Annotated in this window: 14 protein-coding genes and 2 pseudogenes; 6 read left to right on the top strand and 10 right to left on the bottom strand. The window is 76.2% G+C overall.

Going from position 1 to position 23,402, the window contains the following annotated elements; genetic code table 11:
- Positions 1-2: 2 nt before the first annotated feature.
- The 4 genes and pseudogenes from ACIQCH_RS09540 to ACIQCH_RS09525 all read right to left on the bottom strand — a co-directional run.
- Entirely contained in the window at positions 3-2,267 is a 2,265-nt protein-coding gene (locus ACIQCH_RS09540; protein WP_402579716.1) for an alpha-N-acetylglucosaminidase TIM-barrel domain-containing protein, read from the bottom strand.
- Between the two features lie 16 nt (positions 2,268-2,283).
- Positions 2,284-3,975 (bottom strand): ricin-type beta-trefoil lectin domain protein, encoded by a 1,692-nt coding sequence (locus tag ACIQCH_RS09535; RefSeq protein WP_402579714.1) that lies wholly within the window; start codon positions 3,973-3,975, stop codon positions 2,284-2,286.
- A gap of 186 nt (positions 3,976-4,161) precedes the next feature.
- Positions 4,162-4,695, bottom strand: coding sequence for a chloramphenicol phosphotransferase CPT (cpt, locus tag ACIQCH_RS09530; RefSeq protein WP_402579847.1), 534 nt, complete (start codon positions 4,693-4,695; stop codon positions 4,162-4,164).
- An 82-nt stretch (positions 4,696-4,777) separates the two neighbouring features.
- Positions 4,778-5,761, bottom strand: a pseudogene (locus ACIQCH_RS09525) (sigma-70 family RNA polymerase sigma factor); the annotation flags it as partial.
- Between the two features lie 148 nt (positions 5,762-5,909).
- Here ACIQCH_RS09525 and ACIQCH_RS09520 point away from each other — a divergent pair.
- Positions 5,910-6,857: a serine/threonine dehydratase gene (locus tag ACIQCH_RS09520; RefSeq protein ID WP_402579712.1), complete on the top strand. Its 948-nt coding sequence runs from the start codon at positions 5,910-5,912 to the stop codon at positions 6,855-6,857.
- Positions 6,858-6,952: 95 nt separating this feature from the next.
- On the opposite strand, the gene ACIQCH_RS09515 is transcribed toward ACIQCH_RS09520, so the two are convergent.
- From ACIQCH_RS09515 to ACIQCH_RS09495, 5 genes and pseudogenes are all read right to left on the bottom strand, one after another.
- Complete coding sequence (locus ACIQCH_RS09515) at positions 6,953-7,414, bottom strand: universal stress protein (RefSeq protein WP_402579710.1); 462 nt, start codon at positions 7,412-7,414, stop codon at positions 6,953-6,955.
- Positions 7,415-7,486: 72 nt separating this feature from the next.
- On the bottom strand, positions 7,487-10,594 hold the full coding sequence (locus tag ACIQCH_RS09510) for an ABC transporter substrate-binding protein (RefSeq protein ID WP_402579845.1): 3,108 nt from the start codon (positions 10,592-10,594) through the stop codon (positions 7,487-7,489).
- 671 nt (positions 10,595-11,265) lie between these two features.
- Positions 11,266-12,040, bottom strand: a pseudogene (locus tag ACIQCH_RS09505) (serine/threonine-protein kinase); the annotation flags it as partial.
- Between the two features lie 3 nt (positions 12,041-12,043).
- A complete protein-coding gene (locus tag ACIQCH_RS09500; RefSeq protein ID WP_402579708.1) occupies positions 12,044-14,380 on the bottom strand; it encodes a bifunctional serine/threonine-protein kinase/ABC transporter substrate-binding protein in 2,337 nt (778 codons plus the stop codon).
- Positions 14,380-14,997 carry a hypothetical protein gene (locus tag ACIQCH_RS09495; RefSeq protein WP_402579706.1) on the bottom strand — a complete coding sequence of 206 codons (618 nt, stop codon included), beginning with the start codon at positions 14,995-14,997 and terminating at the stop codon, positions 14,380-14,382. The genes ACIQCH_RS09500 and ACIQCH_RS09495 overlap by 1 nt, the downstream gene beginning before the upstream one ends.
- Before the next feature lie 417 nt (positions 14,998-15,414).
- Here ACIQCH_RS09495 and ACIQCH_RS09490 point away from each other — a divergent pair, with 417 nt between their 5' ends.
- The 5 genes from ACIQCH_RS09490 (at position 15,415) to ACIQCH_RS09470 (ending at position 22,056) form a co-directional block, all read left to right on the top strand.
- On the top strand, positions 15,415-15,771 hold the full coding sequence (locus tag ACIQCH_RS09490; protein ID WP_402579704.1) for a hypothetical protein: 357 nt from the start codon (positions 15,415-15,417) through the stop codon (positions 15,769-15,771).
- 118 nt (positions 15,772-15,889) lie between these two features.
- Positions 15,890-17,233 carry an ABC transporter substrate-binding protein gene (locus tag ACIQCH_RS09485; RefSeq protein WP_402579702.1) on the top strand — a complete coding sequence of 448 codons (1,344 nt, stop codon included), beginning with the start codon at positions 15,890-15,892 and terminating at the stop codon, positions 17,231-17,233.
- On the top strand, positions 17,230-18,126 hold the full coding sequence (locus tag ACIQCH_RS09480) for a carbohydrate ABC transporter permease (protein WP_402579700.1): 897 nt from the start codon (positions 17,230-17,232) through the stop codon (positions 18,124-18,126). Before ACIQCH_RS09485 ends, ACIQCH_RS09480 begins: the two co-directional genes overlap by 4 nt.
- Positions 18,123-18,953 carry a carbohydrate ABC transporter permease gene (locus ACIQCH_RS09475; protein ID WP_402579699.1) on the top strand — a complete coding sequence of 277 codons (831 nt, stop codon included), beginning with the start codon at positions 18,123-18,125 and terminating at the stop codon, positions 18,951-18,953. Before ACIQCH_RS09480 ends, ACIQCH_RS09475 begins: the two co-directional genes overlap by 4 nt.
- A gap of 70 nt (positions 18,954-19,023) precedes the next feature.
- Positions 19,024-22,056 carry an alpha-mannosidase gene (locus ACIQCH_RS09470; protein WP_402579697.1) on the top strand — a complete coding sequence of 1,011 codons (3,033 nt, stop codon included), beginning with the start codon at positions 19,024-19,026 and terminating at the stop codon, positions 22,054-22,056.
- An 81-nt stretch (positions 22,057-22,137) separates the two neighbouring features.
- Here ACIQCH_RS09470 and ACIQCH_RS09465 read toward each other — a convergent pair whose 3' ends face one another.
- Positions 22,138-23,382, bottom strand: coding sequence for a hypothetical protein (locus ACIQCH_RS09465; protein ID WP_402579695.1), 1,245 nt, complete (start codon positions 23,380-23,382; stop codon positions 22,138-22,140).
- Between the last annotated feature and the right edge of the window lie 20 nt (positions 23,383-23,402).

Here is a 23,402-nt window from a genome sequence, read left to right as displayed (position 1 = left end):
GTTCAGTGAAGCGCCTCGGCCACTGCCATGGCCAGCGCGTAGGGGTCCCCGCTCGGCCGGGTCGGATGGGAGGTGGTCCGCTTGGCCCAGGAGTCCTCGAGGGCGAACCAGTCGACGTCCTGCGGCACGGTCCCGTCCACGAGGGACTTGTCCAGCGAGGCGAAGTACGCCTTCCAGCGGGTGGCGTAGAACTCCTCCAGCATCCCCGACCACTCGCGGTTGGCGTAGTCGTGCAGGAACCCGGCCTCACTGGTGCCGTGGCTGCCCCAGGTGCTCAGCAGCGAGCGGGCGTCGTACTCGAAGCGGTCCTTCTCCGCCGGGTCCGCGCCCCAGGAGCGGGCCGCCGCGAGCCACGTGCCGAGCAGGAAGTGCGGGTCGGAGCCGGTGACGGCCGCGAGCATCCGCTCGGCCTCCTGCCACTGCCCGACGAGCTCCCGGAACCGGGCCAGGTCCTTCGCCTCGTACGCCGTCTTGATCTGCGGCAGCAGGACGCGGGAGCGGTTCGCCAGCGCCTGCCGGGCGGTGTCCACCAGGTCGAAGCGGTACGCCGACGAGCCCCGCAGCGCCGGGTCCACGGCCAGCAGCGCCCTGAGCGCCCGCTCCACCGACTCCGCCGGGTAGCGCATCGTCCGCGGGCTCCACCAGCCCGCACTGCCCACCGCCAGGCTCGGGCGGGCGGTGAACAGGCTGTCCTGCGACTCCGACCAGTACCCCGAGGGGGTGCTGTACGGCCCCGTGCGCAGCGCTTCCCAGGCCGCCGCGGCCTGCGCGTCCGTCCCGCCGTACCGGCTGCGCGCCCAGTCGGCGAACCACGCCTTCTGGTCCACCGGACCGGGTTCCCAGGCCAGGTCGGTGAAGAGGTCGAAGGCGGCCGGGTTGGTGCCGGTGGACTCGGGGATGTACGCGATGCCGCGCAGCGAACCGCCCGACTTCGTGCGCCACTCCTCGAACCGGCTCAGCCACACCGACGTGTTGGCGCCCACCGTGGTGTGGCCGCCGAAGTTGTAGATCGTGCCGAAGGCGTACGGGGCACCGCCCCAGCGGGTCTCGCGGTCCAGCTTGTTGTAGCGGTCGGACAACCCGTCCAGGATCAGCAGCTTCGAGGTGTCCACCCCGGCCAGCAGGTCCTTCGTCGGGTCGTCCTGCCAGCCCAGCACCGCCCAGAGCGCGCCGGGATGGGCGGCCTGCAGGGCCGCCTGCACCGCCCCGGCGGCTGCCTTGACGTCCACGGTGCCGATCGCGCCGCCCTCGTGCAGCGGGCTCATCCGGTACATCCCGGAGTCCCCGAACGCGGCCCGCTGCTCGGCGTAGTAGTCGGTGGCGAGCTCGGCGAAGACCGGGCCGGCCGGGTCCAGCCAGTCGGGCCGGTCGAAGCCCGCCCAGTCGCCCTGCGGGACGGTCGTGGCACCGGGGTTGCGGTCGGCGAAGCCGGGCGGGACCGTGCCGAAGTAGCCCGGCAGCACCGGCGTCATGCCCAGGGCCCGCAGCTGTCCGGTGACCCGCCGGCCCAGCTCCGCGCGTTCGACCAGCAGCCGCTCGGTGACCGGGCCGCCGAACGCGCTGAGGTTCTGCAGCAGCCACCAGCCCTGGTGGGCGGCGCCGGGGATCCAGGCGCGCAGCTCGGCGGCGGAGTACCCGTACCGCTGGAGCGCCTTGTAGTACGGGTACTCGGCGCCGGCCTGCACGAAGACCTCGTTGATGCCGTGCAGGGCGAGCAGGTCGATCTGCCGCTGGTGGTCGGCGAAGGTGCGGTACGGCCCCGAGTAGCCGTCGTCGGTGTCGTTGAGGGCGTACCGGTGCGGGACCTGCGCGGAGCGGGTGACGGCGGTCGGGACGCCCGGCAGCACGCGGGGGAGCCGGCCGAGGCTGTCGCCCGGCCAGCCGATGTCGACGTGGGCGACGTGCTGGAGGTACCAGCCGACCCCGGTGAGCTGGGTGGCCGGGGTGGTGCCCCGGACGGTGATCCGGCCCGCCCTGCCGGACACGGTGAACCAGTCCCTGCCGTCCGCCCCGCGGGCGGCGGGCGCGAGGGCGAACTGCTTGGCGGCCGCCCGGGGCAGCAGCCGCTCGAGTGCGGCCTCCGCGGCGGAGTCGTCGAAGACGGCGCTGCTGCCGGCCTTGGCCGGGGGGCCCACCGGGGCGGCCGGGGGGCCCACGGGAGCGTCCGCGGGGCCCGCCGGCGCGGCCGGCGCGGCCGCGGCGAGGCCGACCAGCGGCAGGACGGCGAGCAGGGCGGTGGCGGCGAGGGTGGTGCGCGTCAGCCTCATGGGTGGTGCCTCCGGGTCAGACGGGCAGGGCCCAGGCCTGGTTGACGAGGTGGTCGCCGCAGCCGCGCAGGCGCAGGGCGGCTCCGGCCGGGGCCTCCAGGCACAGGCCGGAGGACTCGGCGGTCAGGGTGCCGTCGGGGCGGGCCCGCCAGAGCTGCCCGCCCTCCGGGTCCTGACGCGCGGCGCAGGCCGCGAGGGCCGCGCCCTCGCCGTCGGCCGTCAGGCAGCGGCCCTGCAGCCGCAGCGTCCGGTCCGGGGCCAGGACGAAGCGCTGGTCCGCCCCACCGGTGCAGGCCGCGAGCACGAGGGTGCCGGCGGTACCGGTGTGGTCGCCGTCGGCGCACTGCATGCCGGCGCCGGTGAGCTGCCCGGTCGGCACGGCCGCGACGCAGCCGCGCGGGGTGAGCCGCCACACGGCGGTCCCGTGCGCGGGGACGGTGGCGGACAGCCGCGTACGGACCGTGGTGCGCTCGCCGGTCCACAGGTCCCGGGCGTGGACGGAGCAGGAGGGCAGACCGACGTCGGCCAGCGGCACGGTCACGGCGCGGGCGGTGGCGGTGCGGTTGAGCACGGCCACGGCCCGGTCGCCGTTCGCCAGCGGCCGGGCGAGCACGTCCGTCGACCCGTCGGTGGCGACCACTCCGGCCTGCCGGCCCAGGGCGTCCTGGTCCAGCCCGATCAGGTCGTCGTTGCCGAGGGCGGCCAGGCCGGCGGGCGTGAGGGAGGGCACGTCGGAGGAGAGGATGAACGGGGCGGCCATCATGGCCCACAGCGCCACCTGGCTGCGCGCCTCCTCGTCGGTCAGGCCGGGGGCACCGGCGATGAGGAAGTCGGGGTCGTTCCAGTTGCCGGGCCGGGCGTAGCGGCCGAGCCAGCGGTTGTAGCCGTAGTTCCCGAGGACGGACCCCCAACGGGAGGTCGTGGGGGCGGCGGGCCTGTAGACCTGGATGTCGCGGCCCTCGCGCCACAGCTGCCCGGTGCCGCCCACCCAGCCGAGGACCGAGAACCAGTCGCGACTGCCCCACTCCCCGTTCTGGAAGTACGCCGGCGCCGACGCGGACAGCACCATCGGCCGACCGCTCGCGCGGACGGCCCGGGCCACGGCCTCGTACGCCTCCCGGTACGCGGCCTCCTTCGTCTGCCCCGGGGCCACCCACACGTTGCAGCCGTCCATCTTGATGTAGTCCACCTCCCACGAGGCGAACTGCGCGACGTCGGCCTCGAAGTGGTCCGCTCCGCCGCCCTGCGGCCGGCCGCTGCCGGGGTAGCGCTCGCAGGTGAGCGATCCGGTGTCCTCGTAGATGCCGAACTTCAGGCCCTTGGCGTGCAGGTACGCCCCCAGCCAGGCCATGCCGTGCGGGAACTTGGCCGTGTCGGTCACCAGCTCGCCGCGCGGGCCCCGGCTCTTCTCCATCCAGCAGTCGTCCACGGTGACCGTGTCGTAGCCCTTGGCCGCCAGGCCCGAGGACACCAGCGCGTCCGCGTTCGCGAGGACCTTGGCCTCGTCGATGTCGCACATGTGGTGCGCCCAGTTGTTCCAGCCCATCGGGGGGCGCAGGGCCAGTTCCGCGAGCGGGGCCGGTGCGGGGGCGGGAGCGGCGGCGGTCCCCGCCGGTGCGGCGGTGGCGGTGGCGACGGGCGCGGACAGTGCGGCGAGCAGTGCGGCGGTGGCGAGGCCGCCGGAGAGCGCGCGCAGGCGGTGCGGCACGGGGACTCCTCGGAGTGGGGACGTGCTGACGGTCTGTCGTGCGCCCAGTGCAGCCGGGGGTGATCGCGCATGTCAACGAAGATCCACAAATACAACCCCATGAGCTGGAAAATCAGCTCCAAAGGGGGTACGTCTCGGGGGCCGTACCGGTGAACTCCGGCACGGCCCCGCCGGTTTGTCGAACGATCAGACCGCGGCCTCCGCGACGCGCGCGGCGATGGTCCGGGCGCAGGCCATGGACTCCGTGCGGGTCGTGTCCACCTCCAGGTCGTAGACCACGCCCTCGTGCACCAGGTCGGCCTGCTGCGCGGCCATCCCCGGGGTCCGGTCCCCGCGGGCCACCTCACGCCCGGCGGCGACGGAGCCCGCGCACCGGACGCCGACCCACAGGACGTCGACGCCGTCGAGCGCCGCGCGCCAGCGCTGCTGGGACGCGGCCCCGCCGAGGAACACGTCGTCGACGATCACCCGGGCGCCGGCCCGGGCCATCGCCACGACGCCCTGCGTCCAGGCCGCTTCCAGTGTCCGGAACCCGGCCCCCACGCTGACCCCGCCGTCCGCCCCGAAGGTGATCCCCGCGTCCGAGTCCTGCAGGGCCGCGGGCAGCGCGTCGACGAACGAGTCGCACCCGAACGCCAGCCACGGCTCCGGCAGTACGGCCTGCAGGCACCGCACGATCCCGGACTTCCCGGCGCTGGAACCACCGTTGAGAATGATCATCTGTATGGGCACCGCGACACCCTAGGCGCGCTGCGGGCGCGCCCGGAAGCGGTTTTCCGGGGCAGGAACGTGCACGGCGTCCTCAGTCGTCGAGGCGGTCGGGCAGACCGAAGCGGGGGAAGAACCGTCCGGTGTCCAGGAACGTGCTGATCCCGGCGATCCGCTCGCCCGCGATGTCGAGCACGTGCAGGGCCCAGGGCACGTACCCCGAACCGTCGGCGCACGGACGGTACTGGCCGTACGCGGGCGCGCCGTTGGCCAGGACCGGGAGCAGCCGCGAGCCCCGGCAGCCCACGCCGGGCCCGGTGAACCAGCTCCGGACGGCATCCGGACCGCGCAGCCAGCCGGGGTACGGGGTCAGCGACAGGGTGGCGTCCACGTGCAGGAGCATCGCGAGGGCGGCCATGTCGAAGCGCTCGAACGCCTCGGCGTACCGGGCGGCCAGTGCGAGCTGGACGTCGCCGGGCGGGGCGGGCGCCTCGGACGGGGCGGGCGTGCCGGCCGGGGCGGAGGCCGCCGACCCGGCCGCTGTCGCGGTCCGGGCCCGCTGGAGCGCGCTGTTCACGGACGCCGTGGTGGTCCCCATCAGCTCGGCCACGTCCCGGGCCGGCACCTGGAGGACGTCGCGGAGCAGGAGCACCGCCCGCTGCCGGGGCGCCAGTCCCTGCAGTGCCGCCACGAAGGCCAGCCGCACCGATTCGCGCTCCAGCACCACGTCGGCCGGGTCCCGCTCGGGCCAGGGCTCGATCCAGACGTCGGAGTCACGCGGTGCACCGGGTGCGAAGCCCGGCGCGAGCGGGCCCGCTGCCGGTGCGGAGAGGTCCACCGGCCGGGCCCGGCGCCCGCGCCCGGCGAGCAGGTCGAGGCACACGTTCGTGGCGATCCGGTACACCCACGTGCGCAGGGACGACCGCCCCTCGAAGCCGTCGGTGCTGCGCCACGCGCGGACCATCGTCTCCTGGACCGCGTCCTCCGCGTCGAAGGGCGAGCCGAGCATGCCGTAGCAGTAGCGCGTGAGCTCCGGCCGGTGCCGCTCCAGTTCCTCGACCGCCGCGTCGGCCATCGTCCGTTCCCCCTGCTCGCGCCCGTTGCCGTGGCCGCCCGCCGCTCGTTGTCGTCTCCGTCAGCATAGAGACCAAGATCCGGAACTGCGGCACGACGTATGATCCGGACCCGGGGCGGAGCGCGAACCCGCACCACACCAGGAGAGAGCCATGACCGAGACCCCCGGTCCGACGTACGCCGACGTCCGCGCCGCCGCCGACCGCATCGCCGGGCACGTGCGGCCCGTGACCGTCGCGCCCGCCGGGGACGACCTGTGGTTCGCCCTGGAGCAGCTGCAGCACACCGGGTCCTTCAAGGCGCGGGGCGCCCGCAACTTCATCGCCGCCCACCGCGAGGCGGCCACGCTCCCCGCCGCCGGCGTCACCATCGCCTCCGGCGGCAACGCCGGGCTCGCCTGCGCCTGGGCGGCCCGCGGCGAGGGCGTGCCCGCCACCGTGTTCCTGCCGCGCACCGCGCCCCGCGTGAAGGTCGACAAGCTCCGCTCGTACGGCGCCGACGTCCGCCTCGCGGGCGACGAGTTCGCCGAGGCGCTGGCCGCCTGCCAGGAGTTCGCCGCGGAGAGCGGCGCGCTCGTCAGCCACGCCTACGACAACCCGCTCGTCGCCGCCGGCGCCGGCACTCTCCTGGACGAGATCCGCGACCGGCTGCCGGGTCTGGACGCCGTGGTCCTGTCGGCGGGCGGCGGCGGTCTCTTCGCCGGGGTCGCCACCGCCGCGCACGCGCACGGCGTACGGGTCGTCGTCGTGGAGCCCGAGAACTGCCGCGCCCTGAACGCCGCGCTGGAGGCGGGCCGGCCCGTGGACGTGCCGGTGGACTCCGTCGCCGCCGACGCGCTCGGCGCCCGCCGCGCCTCCTGGGCCGCCCTGCGCGCCGCGCAGCTCCCGGGCGCCACCTCGGTCCTCGTCCCCGACTCCGCCGTCGTCGAGGCCCGCCGCCGGATCTGGGAGGAGCACCGCCTCGTGGTCGAGCACGCGGCGGCCACCGCGTACGCCGCCGTCGCCGACAAGCACCAGGCGTACGGGGACCGGGTCGCGGTCGTGCTGTGCGGGGCGAACACGGACCCGTCCGACCTCGGCGCGCGGGTGCCGGGGGCCTGACACCCGCGGAGCCGGGGCGGGCAGGCGGGCCGGGGCCCGCCCTCGTGACGGTGCGCCTTCGTGCCGGTCGTGCCGGGCGCGGGCCCCGGGCCCGTTCAGTCCCCGGCCGGCGGGCGCACCACGACCACCGAGCACTTGGCGTGCTGCACCACCTGCTGGCTCACCGAGCCCAGCATGGCGGCCTTGAACCCGCCGTAGCCGCGCGTCCCCACCACCATCAGGTCCGCCTTCTCCGAGGCGTCGACCAGCACCCGGGCCGGCACGCCCTGCACCACCCTCTTCGACACCGGCGCACCCGGCTCCGCCCCGACCGCGTCGCCGACCGCCTCCAACAGCTTGCGGCGGGCGGCCTCCTCCGCCGTGAGCAGCTCGGTGTCCTCCGCGTCGAGGGCCGTGGCGGTCACGTCGAACGGGTTGCGCGACCACTGCCAGCTCAGCACCGCCTCCACCCGGCCGCCGACGGCCTTGGCCTGCTCCACGGCCCAGCGCAGGGCCTCCTTGGAGTGGCTGGAACCGTCCATGCCGACGACGATCACGGGTTCGGTGCGCTCGGTCACTGGAGTTCCTCCCGGTACATCCGATATGTCGCTCTCCCGTCCTGTATACACGGTGCACCACCTGTCGGGCCCTCAGCTCCCGGGGCCGACCTCCAGGTACGGACCCAGGAAGCGGTATCCGCCGGGCTCGGCGCGGTACAGGTAGCTCCCCGACGCGGCGGGCGGCCGGTGGCTGCCGGCCGCGAACTCCAGCCGCTTGGCGACGCCCTGGTACGACGTACGCAGCACCCGCTCCCCGAGCGCCCGACGCAACGACCCGACCCCGACCGGCACGCGCCCGCCGGGGGCGGAGGGAGCGCCGGTCCGGGCCCCGGCCCGGGTGGAGCGGTGGGCGCCACGGCCGTCCGCGTCCGCCGGGCCGGCACTCCCGCGTGCCGCCGCGCCACCGCCGAGCACCTCCGCCAGGGCCGTCGCCGCCAGGCCCACGGCGTCGTACGCCTCGACCGCCCAGCGGCCCGGATCCGCGCCGTACTGCGCCCGGTGGGCCCGTACGAACTCCCGGGCCCCGGGACCGGCCAGGGCCAGCGGATCGGCGAACTGGGCGGCGAACACCCACCCCGTCCCGGCCGCCCCCGCCCCCCGCAGGAACCCGGGCTCCATCGCGTACTGCGCGGCCACCCGCGGCCCGCTGAACCCCTCCCGGCGCAGCGCCCGGGCCAGCTGTGCGGCCCGCTCGGGCGAGGTACCCGTGTAGACGAGACCCTGGGCGCGCGCCGCGACCGCGGCCCGGGCGGCCTCCTCGGCCCCGCTCGGTCCCGACCCGATCCGGTGGACCGTCATGCGGCCCTCGGCGGACGGCGCGGCGCGCAGCCGCCGTTCCAGCGCCCAGGCCGGGGTGCCGCCGGTCCGGTCCTCCACCACCGCCGTGCGCCGCACCGCCCCGTCGGAGCCCAGGTAGTGGATCAGGGGGAGGGCGAGCAGGTCCCCGGCGGGGCGGGTGGGGCACACCAGCGGCAGGCCGCCCAGGTCCAGCGCGCCGGGGTCCGCGGACACCACCAGGAGCGGCACGCCGCCCTTCCCGTACACGTCGGCCACCTCCGCGACCGCCGCGTCCCAGCTGGGCCCGAGCACCGCCAGCACCGAGGGGTCCGCCACGAGGTCCGCGGCCACGCGCGCGGCGCGGGCCCGGTCGCCGGCGTCGTCGGCCGTCCGCAGCAGGAGCCGGAAGGCGGCGTCGGCACGGGAGTTGTGGCGCTCCACCGCCAGCCGGGCGCCGCGCTCCTGGGCCCGGCCGACCGCGGCCCCGGGGCCGCCGAGGTCCGCGTGCAGGGCCAGCGTCCAGCTCGGCCGGGCGTGCCGACGCCCGTGCGGACCCGGGCCGCCGGCCGACCACGGCCGGGTCATGGCCGCCCAGGTCCCGCCGGCGGCCCCCGCGGCCACCACCCCGCCCGCCGCCAGCACCCACCGCCGACTCCGCCCCGCCCCGCCCCGGCCTTCCCACCCCGCTGCGGGCGCCCGGCCCTCCCGCTCCTCAGCCCGTGCCCGGCCGTCCCGCCGATCGGCCCGGGCCCGGGCTTCCCGTCCCTCCGCCCGAGCGGCCCCGCCGTCCCGGCCCTCCACTCGGGTCCGGCCTCGCCGCCCCTGTGCGGCCTCCGCGCCCGCCCCCGCCGGCCCCGAACGCGGTGCGACGTCCTCGTCGCCGTCGCGTCCCTGGTCCCACCGCTCCTGTGCTCGGCTGTCGCGTTCCCGGTCCCACCTGTCCCGTGGCTCGCCGTGCGGTCCCCGGTCCCACCCGTCCTGCGCTTCGCCCCCGCGCCCCCGTGCCCGGTCGTCCCGGGCCCGGCCGCCGTCCGCCCCGCGGCCCCGCCGCCGCTCCGCGGCCGGCCCGGCGTCGTCCGTCCAGCCGGTGCCCCACCAGCTGTCCGCGTCCGTGCCGGCGTCGGAGCGTCCCCATTCCGACGTCCGTCCGGAGCCGTCCGCTCGGCCCTCTTCCCACCACGTGTACGTGTCCCCGGGGTCGTCTTCCTGACCCCACCACCGGGGCTCACCGGTCTCGTCGTCCTGGGTACGCCGGCGTTCGTCCGTGCGCGCGACCTCCTCCGCCCATCCCCGCCCCGAGGGTGGATCCCCGCCCGTGTCGGCGACCTGCTCGTGCCCGTGTCCGCCCGCGCGGGCCGCCTCGTCCTGCCGCTCCCCTCCGGTGCGCGGGGCTCCGCCCGCGTTCGTCTCCGGCCGCCGCGGTTCGCCGGCGTCCGCGTCCGTCGGCCGCGGCCGGCCCGTGTCCGCGTCGGCGTCCGTGTGCGTGTCGGTGTCGGGCGGCCGTGACCCGGCGGTGCTCGAGGTCGGCCGCGGCGGCCCGGTCGCCCCGGCCGCCTTTGCCGTACCGGTCGCACGCGCCGGCTCCCCGTGCGCATCCGTGCCGGTGTCGGGTGCCCGCCCCCGTCGCGGGTCCCCGTCCGTCCCGTCGTCCCGCGTCCGGGCCCGCTCTGCGGCCGCCGCCCCGGCCCCGGCCGCGTCGTCCTGCAGCCGGCCCTTCCCCTGTCGTGGCTCCGTCCAGGTGCCGCTCCCGTCGGCGCGTCCGCGCGCCGGGGGTCCGTCCGGGCTGGGCTCCCGCGCTCGGTTCCCCACCCCCGACCCGCCCGCTCCGGCGTCGTCCCCGTGTGCGCGTCGAGGCCGTGCCGGGGCGCCGGTGCCCCGGGTCCGCTGCCGTTCGGGGGCCGCGTCGGTACCGGTCGACGGTGCCGGACCCCGACGACCGTCAGCGGCGGTACCGGACTCCTGGGCGCGCGCCCGTTCCGCTCCCTCATGCGCGTCGGGCCCTTGCCCGGCGACCCGCCCGACCGCGCTCCCGCCGACATCACGCGCCCGCTCCTGTCCACCGGCGTCGCCCTCCCGCTCGGCAGCCCTCCGCGCACGGGCTTCGGGCACGGGCTCCCGCTCGCCGGCATCACCCGCACCCGCCTCCCGCGCCGACCGCGACCCCGACCCCGCGGCCGCGGCCGGACCGGCCTCGGCCCCGCGCGGCCGTCGCCGCTCCACCGCCGCCCGCACCCTGGCCGCCGGTCCCGCCCCCGCGTCGCGACCCGCGCGTCCGCGGCGGGACGAACGTCCGCCGGCCGGCCCGGCACCCGCCGGATGGGGTTCCGCCCCGTCCTGCTCGGCGCCGTCCGTACCCGGTCCGCGGCCCGGACGCCGGTCCGGAGCGCCCGCGTGCTCGTTCGGCGCGTCCGTCTCCGACACCGCGGCCGCCAGGGCCAGAGCCTCGGCGGCCCGCTCCGCGATGAGCCGCGGCAACTCCGGCGGCAGCCACGTCCCGGGCACCGCCCGGGCCGCATCCGCGCCACCCGCGCCGCTGTCGGAAGCCGCCGCGTCCGCTGCCGGGCTTTCCGCGCCCGCGGCGGCGACGCCCGTCCCGGGGTCTTCCGGAGCGGGGCTCGCGGCGCCCGCCTCCGACCCGTCCACCGGCGCGGGGGCCGCACCTCCCGCGTCGGTGGCGGTTGCGGGAACGCCCGCGGTCGTCCCCGGTCCGGGACCCCGGCCTGCCGGCGGCCCCGCTTCGGGGTCGGCCCGCGCGTGGTCCCCGTCGGCCGGGTCGTGCAGGCCCGCGCGCGTGATGGGGTGCTCCCCGCCCACCGGAGCGTGCGGGCGCGGGTGGCGGTCACCGTCTTGAGCCGGGACGTCCGGGCGCGGGTGACGGTCACTGCCGTCGGCCGGGGCGACCGGGTGCGGGGAGGGGCGGTCACCCCCGCCGGCCGGGGTGCTCGGGTCCGCTCCCGCGGAGCCGGGGCGGGGCGGCGCATGCGGGCCCGGGTCCGTGGGCGCGTCGCCCTCGCCGGTCGGGGCACCCGGGACCCCGGCCGCGGGCGCGTCCCCGTCGTCCTCGTCCGGGGTCAGGGCGGCGCGGATCCGGTCCGGGGTGGGGCGGGAGTCCGGGTCCTTGGCCAGGCAGGCGGTGACGAGGGGGACCAACTCCGCGGGGACCGCGTCAAGTTCGGGATCCTCGTGGACCGTGCGGAAGACCACGCCGGCCGGGTGGCCCGTCCCGAACGGGCCGCGGCCGCCCGCCGCGAAGGCCAGGACGCACCCCAGGGCGAAGACGTCGGCCGCCGGGCCCACGGCGGCTCCGCCCGCCCGGGCCTGCTCCGGCGCCAGGTATCCCGGCGTGCCGACCACCGCGTCGGCCGCCGTCAGGGTCGTCGCGCCCGCCTCCCGCGCGATGCCGAAGTCGATCAGCCGCGGCCCGTCCAGGGCGAGCAGGATGTTCGCCGGCTTCACGTCCCGGTGCACCAACCCCGCCGCGTGCACCTCCGCCAGCGCCTCCGCGAGCCGTGCGCCCAGCATCCGTACGCTCGCCACCGGCAGCGGCCCGTACCGCGTCACCGCCTCCGCGAGCGACGGACCCGGCACGTACGGCGTCGCCAGCCACGGCTCCGGCGCGCCCGGATCCGCCGCGAGCACCGGCACCAGCCACCGGCCGCGCAGCCCGCGCGCGGCCGCCACCTCGCGCCGGAAGCGACGCCGGAACCCGGGATCCGCCGCGTACCCGGCGGTGATCACCTTGAGCGCGACCAGTGCCCCGCCCGGCCGGCGGGCCAGGTACACCGTGCCCATCCCGCCCGCGCCCAGCCGCCGCAGCAGCCGGTACCCCCCGATCGCGACCGGATCCCCGCTCCGCAGCGGCTGCACGCGCTACCTCCGCCCCGTCGCGGCGGCCCGTACGGGCGCGGGCCCCACGTAGCGGATCCGGCCGCCGGCCACCCGGTGCAGGTGGGAGGTCACGTCCTCGATGCGCCCGTCCCCGTCGAAGGCGTACTCCTTCAACCGCCCCCGGTACGTGCCCCGGGCGAGCCCCGCGAGCAGCTCCGCCCGGCCCGGCCGGCCGCGGCGCGCGGCCGCGAGCCGGAGCAGCCGGTCGGCCACGAGGAGCGTCGCCTCGTACGCCTCCGCGGTCCACAGGGCCGGCGGGGTGCCGTACCTGGCCCGATGGGCGGCCGCCACGCGCGCCGCGGCGGGGGCGTCCGGGCCCACGCACGGCGAGAGGAACTGCCACCCCTCGGCCGCCGACCCCGCCAGCCGCACGAACTCCGGTCCCATCACCGGGTAGTCGGCCGCCCGCGGCCCCCCGAACCGGGCCGCCGCCAGCAGCCGGGCGGTCTCCGCCGCGCCGGCCGGCGTCCCGGTGTAGAGGAAGCCGTCCAGGCCCCGGCCCAGCATGTCCGCCACCACCGGCCGCAGGCTGGGCAGCCCGCGCGGCGCCACCCGGGGGTACGCGGAGGCGTCCGGCTCGTCGTAGTCCACGATCAGGTCGGCCAGGAAGGCCGTCTCCCACGCGGCGGAGCGGCCCGAACGGTCGCACAGCACCCCGAGCCGCCGTACGCCCTCCACGACCACCAGCCGCAGGTCGATCGCATCGGCGTGGGCGGCGGCCACGGGGCAGGTCTGCAGCAGCGCCCGGCGGTCGGCCGCACCGTACGCCGTCCCGGCCGCCGACACCGTCACCAGCGCGAGCCCGGCCCGGCTGTAGCGGTCCACGGCCGCCAGGACCGAGGCGTCCCCGGTCGGGCCGACCACGGCCAGTACGTCCGGATCGCCGACCAGGCGCGCCGCCGCCGAGGGCGCCCGGCGCGGGTCGCCCGCATCGTCCGCCACCGTGACGGCGAGGGAGAAGGGGCGCGCCGCGACGGAGTTGAAGGCGGCCACCGCGAGCCGTACGCCGCGCTCCTGGGCGCGGCCCAGCTCGCGCTGCGGGCCGGTGAGGTCGGCCTGTACGCCGATCACCCAGCGCCGGGCGGACGGCCGTGCGGGGCCCGGACCCCGGCGCACGGTGAGCCAGGTCGCGGTGCCGCCGCCGCTCGCCGCGACGAGCGCCCCCAGGCCGCCGACCCGGAGCAGGAACCGGCGCCGGCCGACCGCCGCGCGGTCCCCGGCCGCCCGGAAGCCGGGTCGGGAGCCGGCCCGGGCCCTGCCGAGGTCGTCGAGCACGGTGTCCGTGATGTCCGGCAGCGCGAGCAACGTGGAGGAACGGGCCGCGATGGCGGCCACCACGGCGTCCGGCAGCCAGCCCCCGGCGTGCGCGGGCAGCCCGCCCCGCGCCCCGCCCGGCCGATCCGACGCCCCCTCCGCCCACCGCTCCACGGCCGGCCCCGGGGCCGCGCCCGCCCCGGCGACGTGCCGCGCCCCGGGTTCGTCCTGCCGGGCCGGGTCGGGCGGACCCGGGCCCGGCGGTGTCAGGGCCACGTCGAGGGCCGCCGCCGTGGGCCGGTCGGCCGGCTCCTTCGCGAGGCAGGCGCGCAGCAGCCCGGCCAGTTCGGCGTCGCCGAGGGCGGCCCAGTCGACGTCCGGCTCGTCGTACACCGTCCGGTAGAGCACCGCGTCGACGGCCCCGCCACCGAACGGGGGCCGGCCCGTGGCCGCGTACACCAGCAGGCAGCCCAGGGAGAAGACGTCCCCCGCGGACGTCGCCCTGCGCCCCCGTGCCTGCTCGGGCGCGAGGAAGCCGGGCGTCCCGAGCACCGCCCCGGTCGCGGTCAGCGCCGCCGCCCCGGTCGCCCGCGCGATCCCGAAGTCGATCAGGCGCGGACCGGCCACCGCGAGCAGCACGTTGCCCGGCTTCACGTCCCGGTGCACCAGCCCCGCCGCGTGCGCGGCCGCCAGCGCGCGGGCCAGCATCCGCCCCAGCACCCGCACCGCGGCCACCGGCAGCGCCCCGTACCCCGCCACGGCCTCGGCCAGCGCGAGCCCGGGCACGAACTCCGTGGCCAACCAGGGGTGTTCGGCCTCGGGGTCGGATCCCACGACCGGGACCACGTACGGGCTGCGCACCCGGGCCGCGGCCGCCGCCTCGCGCCGGAACCGGGCCCGGTAGGCGGGATCGGTCGCGTACTCCGCCCGGATCACCTTCACCGCCGCGAGGCGGCCGTCCGGGCCCCGCCCCAGGTACACCGTGCCCATGCCGCCGGCGCCGAGCCGGCCCAGCAGCCGGTACTCCGCGATCCGTGACGGGTCCGACACCAGCAGCGGCTCCATCAGGCGCCGTCCCGGCCCGGCGCGTACTCCGCCCGCTCCCGGCCCGATCCCGCGCGTCCCAGCGCCAGTTGCGCCCGGTGCAGCATCCGGGCCTGGCCCTGGGCGACGTACGGGGCGAGCGCCTCGCGGGGCACGCCGCGCGCGCCCAGGGCCGCGACGGCCACCGTCACGGGCCCGTACCGGCCCTGCGACCAGGTGTACGGGTACGGGCCGCCCGTCGCGTCGTGGTACTGGCCGGTCTCCGAGAACGCGTCCTGCGCCCAGTCGCCGGCCTGCTCGCCGTAGTCGAGCACGGAGGTGAACAGCGAGGTCAGCCGGCGGCCCTCGCGCAGCTGCTGGTCGGGGCAGCGCATCACCTCCTCCATCGAACGGGCGATCTCCCAGGCCGAGTCCAGCGCGTCGGGGTGCACGGTCACGGTGGCGGTCAGGCGTGCCTCCGCCCGGCCCGGCCCGCCCGGGACCCGGAACGTCCGGGTACGGGTCGCGAGCACGTCACGGGGCAGGGGCGCCGACCGCCAGTCGCACCAGCGGTCCAGTACGGGCCACCGGTCCGGCTCGCTCTCGTACGGGCGGTCCGGGCGGATCCCCGGCCCGAACGCGTCCGGGCCGGGCAGCACCCGCGCGACCAGCTCCCCGGCCCGCTCGGCGGTCCGCGGTACCCGGGCCGGGTCGAGCGGCAGGCCGGCGTCGGGGTCACCCCCTGCCGGCGGACCTGCTCCGCGGGCCGCCGGCGACCCCGTCCCCGCCGGCGGTTCCGTTCCCGCGCACCCCGCGAGGACCAGCGCGCCCGCAAAGGCCGCCCCCGCGCACCACCGGCGCGTCCGCCCCGTACCGCGCGCCCCACCCGTCCGTCCCGCTGACCGTGCCCTGCCGTCGTGCCCCATGAGAGCCCCCCCCGTCACGACCCACCGCCGACCGACGAACGACGAACGTCGTACAGAGTGGCGACTTTGGATAACAGGAACAGGCCTTGCGTTCCGCAAAGGTGGGAAACGACCGAGAACGTACGAAGGAATGACCGGAAGGAACGGGACGTGGCACAGCGCAAGGGCTGTCTCATCGGCTGCGCGGTGGCGGGGGTGCTCGGCACCGCACTGCTGGCGGTGCTCGGCTTCGGGGCGGTGAAGCTGTTCGGCGCGGTGAGCGAGAACATGCTCGACCCGAAGGTCTACGCGGGCGTCGAGGTCGGCGACCAGGAGAGCGCGGTGCGCGCGAAGCTGCCCTCCGGCGAGTCGTTCGTGAAGGACGCCCTCAAGGCCGGTGGCCCGGCCGAGCCGCAGGGTGCCACCTGCTCGTGGTACGTCGCCGACGAGGGCACCGGCGACCAGGTCTTCCGCTTCTGCTTCAAGGACGGCCGACTCGCCGAGAAGGTCCAGTACACGACCCGGTGACCGGGGCTCGATTCAAGTCAGGTTCCCCGAGGGTGCGTTGACGCCGTCGACGGGTCCGGGTCAGCGTGGCCCCCGCTTCCGCCCGCCGACGCGGCCGGACCACCACGAGGGGGCGCCCATGACTCGCGTGAACCTGACCCGCGCCGCGCTGGCCGCGCTCGCCGCGGGCGTGCTGACGACGGCCTCCGCGTGCGGGGTCACGGGTGGCGGCGCGGCGGCCGGGGGCGCGGGAGAACCCGAACGCACCGGCCGGGTGGCGGGTCACATCACGTTCCGCACGCTCCAGCTGAAACCCGCCTTCACCTCGTACGTGCAGGGGGTGATCGACGCCTTCGAGAGGGCGCACCCCGACGTCACGGTGAAATGGGAGGACGTCCCCGGCGACGGCTACAACGAGAAGCTGGTCGCCGACGCCCAGGCCGGCGCCCTCCCCGACGTCGTCAACCTCTCCACCGACTCCTTCCAGCTCCTCGGCGACCGCGGCATGCTCGCCGACGTCGCCCGGCTCACCCCCGGCGTGGCGGGGGAGTACGTACCCGGCGCCTGGGAGCAGTTCAAGCTCCCCGGCAAGGGGGACGCCGTGTACGCCTACCCCTGGTACGTGACACCGGAGATCCTCACGTACAACAAGGAGCTCTTCGCCCGCTCCGGCCTCGACCCGGCGAAACCGCCCGCCACCGTCGAGGAGTTCTTCGACTGCGCCGACCGCATCGCGGAGCGCTCCGGCGGCCGCTACGCCGCCTTCATGGCGGATCCCAAGGGCCGGCTGCCCGGTGACTGGCAGAAGATGGGCGTCCCCCTCCTCAACGCGGCCGGGGACCGGTTCACCTTCGACACCGGCAAGGCCGTCGAGTGGATCGAGCGGATGAAGGAGCTGTACGCCAAGGGCGCCATGCCGCAGGAGTCGCTCACCCGCTCCGACGACGTCAACCAGCTCTACGGCGCCGGAAAGCTGGTCTTCGGCCCGGGCTCGCCCGGCTTCATCCGGGACGTGAGGCGCAACTCCCCGCAGGTGTACGCCCGCACCCAGGTCGCGCGGACCGTCACCGGCACCCTCGGCCACATCGGCATCTACGCCCAGTCGCTCGGCATCCGCAAGGACACCGAACACCCGGACGCGGCGGCCGAGTTCGCCAGGTGGGTGACCAACGGACCCAATCAGGTGGCCTTCGCCCGCCAGGTGACGATCTACCCCTCCAACGCCCGGGGCCTGGCCGACCCGTACTTCTCCGACCGCGGCGACGGCACCGACCCCGAACGGCTCTCCCGCGCCATCGGCGCCGAGGAGCTGCGCACCGCCCGCCTCGACGCCAACACCCCGGTCCAGTGGACCAACCAGGTCGGCGACGCGGTGGTCCGCGAGATGCAGAAGGCCATCAAGGGCGAGACCGCGCCGCGCACCGCCCTGAAGCGCGCCCTCGACGCGGCGAACCGGGTCCTCGCCGACCAGGCCCGCGGGTGACGTCGGCCGGGACCCGGCCGACGTACCGCCGCGGGTGGGCCCCGTACCTCTTCCTCGCCCCCGGCCTGGCGGCGGTGGTGGTCTTCGGCCTCTGGCCGTTCGCCAACACCGTGGTGCTCTCGCTCACCGACGCCCGGATCCTGGCCGGCGGCCGGTTCGTCGGCCTGGCCAACTACACCCGGGCGCTGCACGACCCCGACTTCTGGCAGGCCGCCGCCAACAGCGTCCTCTACCTGCTGGTCGTGGTGCCGTGCCTGGTCCTGCTGCCGCTGGGACTGGCCGTCCTGGTGCGGCGCGAGGTCCCCGGCATCGGGTTCTTCCGGTCCGCCTTCTACACGCCCGTGATCGCCTCCGCCGTGGTCGTCGGGCTGGTCTGGCAGTGGGTGCTGCGCAGCGACGGCCTGGTCAACACCGTCCTGCGCGAGCTGCGTCTGGTGTCCGGGCCGGTGCCGTTCCTGACGGACGGCGCGCTGCTGCTGGTCTCGGCGATGGTCGTCACGGTGTGGAAGGGCCTGGGGTACTACATGGTCTTCTACCTGGCCGCGCTCGGGAACGTGCCGGTCTCCCTGTACGAGGCGGCCGCCCTCGACGGCGCGGGCCCGGTGCGCCGCTTCGTCAGCATCACCGTCCCCTCCGTGCGGCCCATGATGCTGCTGGTCGGGACCCTGTCGGCGATCTCCGCCCTGCGGGTGTTCACCGAGGTCTACGTCCTGGGCGGGGAGAGCGGCGGCCCGGGCGGTGCTGCCCGCACCCTGCCGTTCCTGATCCGGCAGGTGGGCCTGGGCTTCGCGGGCGAGACCGGCTACGCCTCCGCCCTCTCCCTGCTGCTGTTCCTGCTCACGCTGGCCTTCAGCCTGCTGGGCCGCCGACTGTCGAAGGGGGACGAGGAGTGAGCGGTGCGAGGGGACGGCGTTCCGGCCCGGTCGCCCGCTACCTGACGCTCTGCCTGGCCCTGGTGGTGATGACCGGCCCGCTCGTCTGGCAGTTCCTGACCTCGCTGCGCGGGCGCGCCGAGAACGTCTACCAGGGCGTCCTGCCCGCCCACCCCACGCTCGACAACTACGTCCGGGTCGCCGAGTCCTTCCCGCTGCCCCGTTACGTGGCCAACACCCTGGTCGTCGCCGCCCTCGCCGTCACCTCGAACCTGGTCTTCTCGGCGATGGGCGGGTACGCCCTGTCCCGGCCGGGCTGGAAGGGCCGACGGGCGGTGTTCACCGTCCTCACGGCCACCCTGATGTTCCCCTTCGAGTCGGTGATGGTCTCGATGTTCCTCACCGTCCGCGGGATGGGGCTGGTCGACACGCTCATCGGCGTGTGGCTGCCGGGAGCGGTCTCCGTACTCAACATCATGATCATGCGGGCGGCCTTCCTGGCCGTCCCCGCCGAGCTGGAGGAGGCCGCGGTGCTCGACGGCGCCGGTGAATGGACCCGCTTCACCCGGGTCTTCCTCCCGGGCGCGAAGGGAGCGCTGGCCGTGGTCTGCATCACCAGCTTCATCGGAGCCTGGGACGACTTCCTGTGGCCCCTGATCGTCCTGACCGACAGCGACCACTACACCCTCCAGCTCGGCCTGAAGACCCTGGCCGGCGCCACCACCGTCAACGACCAGCGGCTCATCGCGGCCGGGGCCATGACCGCCCTGCTCCCGATGATGCTGCTGTTCTTCGCCCTCCAGCGCTTCTTCTTCCGGGGCGTGGCCGAGGGGGCCGTCAAGTCCTGACCCCGACCCCGCCCGCCGGGCACCTCGCCCGCACCCGCCCGTATCCGACCCCTTCCCGGGAGCCGCCGTCATGCACGACGACCGCAGCATCGTCGAACACCGACTCCGCCGCGTCCTCACCGAGCGCGTCCGGCCCGCCGTCCACTCCGCCTCCGTCCCGCTGGCGGTCGAGCGCTGGGACGCCCCCGGCGAGCCGGTGCCCGTGGCCGAGGGCCTGGCGGCCGCGTACCGGCCGGCGGCACCCGGCGACCGGTGGGGACCGGCCTGGGGCACCACCTGGTTCCGTATCACCGGCACGGTCCCGGCGGCCTGGGCGGGCCGCACCGTGGAGGCCGTGCTCGACCTCGGCTTCGACCGCATGACGCCCGGCTTCCAGTGCGAGGGCCTGGTGCTCTCGGCCGACGGCCGGGAGGTCAAGGGCCTCAACCCGTTCAACGACTGGGTTCCGGTGGGCGACCCCGTCCGCGGTGGCGAGCGGGTCGAGTGGTACGTCGAGGCCGCCGCCAACCCCGTCCTCACCGCCCACGCACCCACCTCCGAGGGCGACCGGCTGACCAGCGGCGACCGCCCGCTCTACCGGCTGGGCCGGACGGACCTCGTCGTCGTCGAGCCGGAGGTCCGGGAGCTCGCCCATGACCTCGACGTGCTGTCCGAGCTGATGCCCGAACTCTCCGAGACCGAGGCCCGCCGCCACCTGGTCCTGCGCGCCGTCGAGGACGCCCTCGACGCCCTCGACCTCGGCGACGTCCCCGGCACTGCGGCCGCCGCCCGGGCCCGGCTCGCGGGAGTCCTCGCCTCGCCCGCCCACGCCTCCGCCCACCGGATCAGCGCGGTCGGGCACGCCCACATCGACTCCGCCTGGCTGTGGCCGCTGCGCGAGACCGTCCGCAAGGTCGCCCGAACCTGCGCCAACGTGCTCGCACTCATGGACGAGCACCCCGGGTTCGTCTTCGCCATGTCGCAGGCGCAACAGCTCGACTGGATGAAGCAGCACCGGCCCGAGCTGTTCGAGCGGATCAAGAAGAAGGTCTCCGAGGGCCAGTTCGTCCCCGTCGGCGGCATGTGGGTGGAGTCCGACACCAACATGGTCGGCGGCGAGGCGATGGCCCGTCAGTTCCTCTACGGCAAGCGGTTCTTCCTGGACGAGTTCGGCATCGAGACCCGCGAGGTCTGGCTGCCCGACTCCTTCGGCTACACCGCCGCCCTGCCGCAGCTGGTGAAGCTGGCCGGGGCGCACTGGTTCCTCACCCAGAAGATCTCCTGGTCCCAGACGAACCGCTTCCCGCACCACACGTTCCGGTGGGAGGGCATCGACGGCACCCGGATCTTCACGCACTTCCCGCCCGTCGACACCTACAACTCCGACCTCGGCGGCAGCCAACTCGCCCACGCCGCCCGCAACTACCGCGAGAAGGGCCGCGGTTCGCGCTCCCTGGTGCCGTTCGGCTGGGGCGACGGCGGGGGCGGCCCCACCCGCGAGATGCTCGCCCGGGCCCACCGCCTGCACGACCTCGAGGGCTCCCCGCGCGTCACCGTCGAACGACCGGCCGCGTTCTTCGAGCAGGCCCGCGCCGAGTACCCCGACGCCCCCGTGTGGGCCGGCGAGCTGTACCTGGAGCTGCACCGCGGCACCTACACCTCCCAGGCCGGGACCAAACAGGGCAACCGGCGCAGCGAGTCCCTGCTGCGCGAGGCCGAGCTGTGGGCGGCCACCGCCGCGGTACGGGTGCCCGGGTACGCGTACCCGTACGAGGACCTGGAGCGGATCTGGAAGACCGTGCTGCTCCACCAGTTCCACGACATCCTGCCCGGCTCCTCCATCGCCTGGGTGCACCGCGAGGCACGCGCCACCCACGCCGCCGTCCACGAGGAACTCGCCGCCCTCACCCTGGCCGCCCAGACCGCCCTCGCGGGACCGGGGGACACCGAGCTCGTGTTCAACTGCGCCCCGCACGCCCGGCGCGGAGTCCCCGCGGGCGGAGCCGGCGTCCCCGCCCCGCCGGCCGCCCCCGTGACGGCCGAGGAGCGGCACGGCGGCGGGCACGTGCTCGCCAACGACCGCTTGGTCGTGGAGATCGACGCCCGCGGCCTGGTCGTCTCCGCCCACGACCTGGCGGCCGGGCGGGAGGCGGTCGCCCCGGGCGCGGCGGCCAACCTGCTCCAGATCCACTCCGACTTCCCCAACATGTGGGACGCCTGGGACATCGAGGAGTTCCACCGCCACACGGTCACCGACCTCGACCGGGCCGAGTCCCTGGAGCTCGTCGAGGCCGGCCCCGAGCGGGCCTCCGTCCGGGTGGTACGGGCCTTCGGCGCCTCCCGCGCGGTGCAGACCCTCACGCTGCGCGCCGGGGCGGCCGTCCTCGACATCGAGACCGAGGTCGACTGGCAGGAGACCGAGAAGCTCCTCAAGGCCGCCTTCCCGCTGGACGTGAAGGCCGACCGGACCGCGGCCGAGACGCAGTTCGGGCACGTGTACCGGGCCACCCACACCAACACCTCCTGGGAGGCCGCCAAGTTCGAGATCTGCGCCCACCGCTGGATCCACGCCGAGGAGCCCGGCTGGGGGGTCGCGGTGCTCAACGACTCGACGTACGGGCACGACGTCACCCGCGACGTCCGCCCCGACGGCGGGCAGACCACCACCGTGCGACTGTCCCTGCTGCGCGCCCCGCGCTACCCCGACCCCGAGACCGACCGGGGCACCCACACCCTGCGCTACTCCCTCGCCCCGGGCGCCGGCATCGGGGACGCGGTCCGCGACGGCCACCGGCTCAACCTCCCCGAGCGCACCGTCCGCGGCGCGCACCCGGTCGAACCCCTGGTGGCCGTGGACGACGACGCGGTGGTGGTCGAGGCCGTCAAGCTCGCCGAGGACCGCGGCGGCGACGTGGTCGTCCGGCTGTACGAGTGCCTCGGCGGCCGTGCCACGGCCACCCTCACCGCCGGCTTCGACCTGGTCGCCGCGACCGCGACCGACCTCCTCGAACGGCCCCTGGACGCCGGGGCGGAGGGTTCCGCCGTCACCTCGGTCGCCGGCAGCCGGGTGGGGCTGGCCCTGCGCCCCTTCCAGATCGTGACGCTGCGCCTGCGCAGGGCCTGAGGGGCTCGTACGCCGCCGGCCCCGGCGGGGTTCCCGCCGGGGCCGGCGTCCGGGGCCCGGGGCGTGCCGGGCGTACGGGTGTCAGGACGGGTTGAGCTTGATGGCGAACCGGTTGAAGATGTTCGCCACGTCGACCCAGCCCAGGCCGGTGCTGCACACCTTGTTCGGGTCGCAGCCGAACCCGACGCTCACGATCCCGTTCAGCTGCCGCGAGTCCGGGTCGTTGACGTAGATCACCGGGCCGCCGCTGTCACCGCCGCGCCCGACCACACCGCCCGAGTGGGGGACGCCGTAACTTCCCCACACGGTGGTGCCGTTGACGTTCCAGCTGGCGTTTCCCGCGTACACGGTACGGATGTTGCACACGACCTTGGAGTTGTAGCCCAGCTGGCAGGTGAAGTCGCCGACCGCCACGTTGCGCACGCCGTTGAGGTAGCGCGTGTAGCCGTTGGCGTCGACGCCGTCCCACGTGCGTCGGTAGGTGGGCGTCTCGATGAACGCCGAGTCGATCTCCGGCAGCTTGTACTCCACCCGGCCGACGTACGTGCCGCCGGCCGTCGCGACCGTGTCGCCCGCGTTGTAGCAGTGGCCGGCCGTGACCAGCCACTGCCGGCCGTCCCAGGTGCTGACCGCCGGGATGCCGCTGGTGCAGTACGCGGACGAGCCGTACGCGGGCCCGAGCGCGGCCCCGGCGTAGAACGGGGCGGAGTCGTTCCACCGGCTCAGCGGCACCGCCGCCGGCGCCCGCCGGACCCGCACCGGCGCCGCCCCCTCGGCCGCCCGCCGGTGCGCGACGGCCGGTGAGGCGAAGTACCGGCGTGCGGCCGGGGCGTCGTCCACCGCCAGCTCGACCGCGCTGCCGTCGACCGCGGAGGCGGCCAGCGTGATCGTGAAGGGCAGGTCGGGCCGGGCGCGCAGCGCGTCGATCTCCTGCCGCAGCCGCGCAGCCGACTTCGCGGCCTTCCGTACGGTGAGCAGGCGCGGGTCCGCCCCGGGGGCGGTCCGGCGGACCGCGTCGAGGAGGGCGGCCCGCCGGCCCGGATCGGTGAGGTAGACGTTCACCGAGCGGTAGTCGGCGGCCAGTTCGACCTGCGTGTAGACATCGGCCAGGGCGCCCCGCCCCGCCCGCGCCGCGGCGTCGGCGGCGACCCGCAGCGGTTCCAGCACCTCGGCCTGCCGCTGCGGGGTCATCCCCGCCACGGACTCGGCGGACAGCGGTCCGGACGCCCCCGCCCGGGCCGTCGCCGCCCCGAGCGGTAGCACGGTCAACACGGCCAGCGCGGCCGCGAGGGCGAATGAACGCCGGAGAGCCTTCGTCGTCTTCATGTATCCCCCCTGCATGTGAC

Source organism: Streptomyces sp. NPDC093225, assembly GCF_044753805.1.
Classification (GTDB): domain Bacteria; phylum Actinomycetota; class Actinomycetes; order Streptomycetales; family Streptomycetaceae; genus Streptomyces.
Note: the sequence above shows the minus strand (reverse complement) of the source record. Positions and strands in the feature narration are given on the sequence as shown.

Bases quoted from the DNA above. Each gene is read 5' to 3' on its own strand.
- ACIQCH_RS09540 (WP_402579716.1), bottom strand. From the start codon at position 2,267: ATGAGGCTGACGCGCACCACCCTCGCCGCCACCGCCCTGCTCGCCGTC.
- cpt (WP_402579847.1), bottom strand. From the start codon at position 4,695: ATGATCATTCTCAACGGTGGTTCCAGCGCCGGGAAGTCCGGGATCGTG.
- ACIQCH_RS09520 (WP_402579712.1), top strand. From the start codon at position 5,910: ATGACCGAGACCCCCGGTCCGACGTACGCCGACGTCCGCGCCGCCGCC.
- ACIQCH_RS09500 (WP_402579708.1), bottom strand. From the start codon at position 14,380: ATGGAGCCGCTGCTGGTGTCGGACCCGTCACGGATCGCGGAGTACCGG.
- ACIQCH_RS09485 (WP_402579702.1), top strand. From the start codon at position 15,890: ATGACTCGCGTGAACCTGACCCGCGCCGCGCTGGCCGCGCTCGCCGCG.
- ACIQCH_RS09470 (WP_402579697.1), top strand. From the start codon at position 19,024: ATGCACGACGACCGCAGCATCGTCGAACACCGACTCCGCCGCGTCCTC.
- ACIQCH_RS09465 (WP_402579695.1), bottom strand. From the start codon at position 23,382: ATGAAGACGACGAAGGCTCTCCGGCGTTCATTCGCCCTCGCGGCCGCG.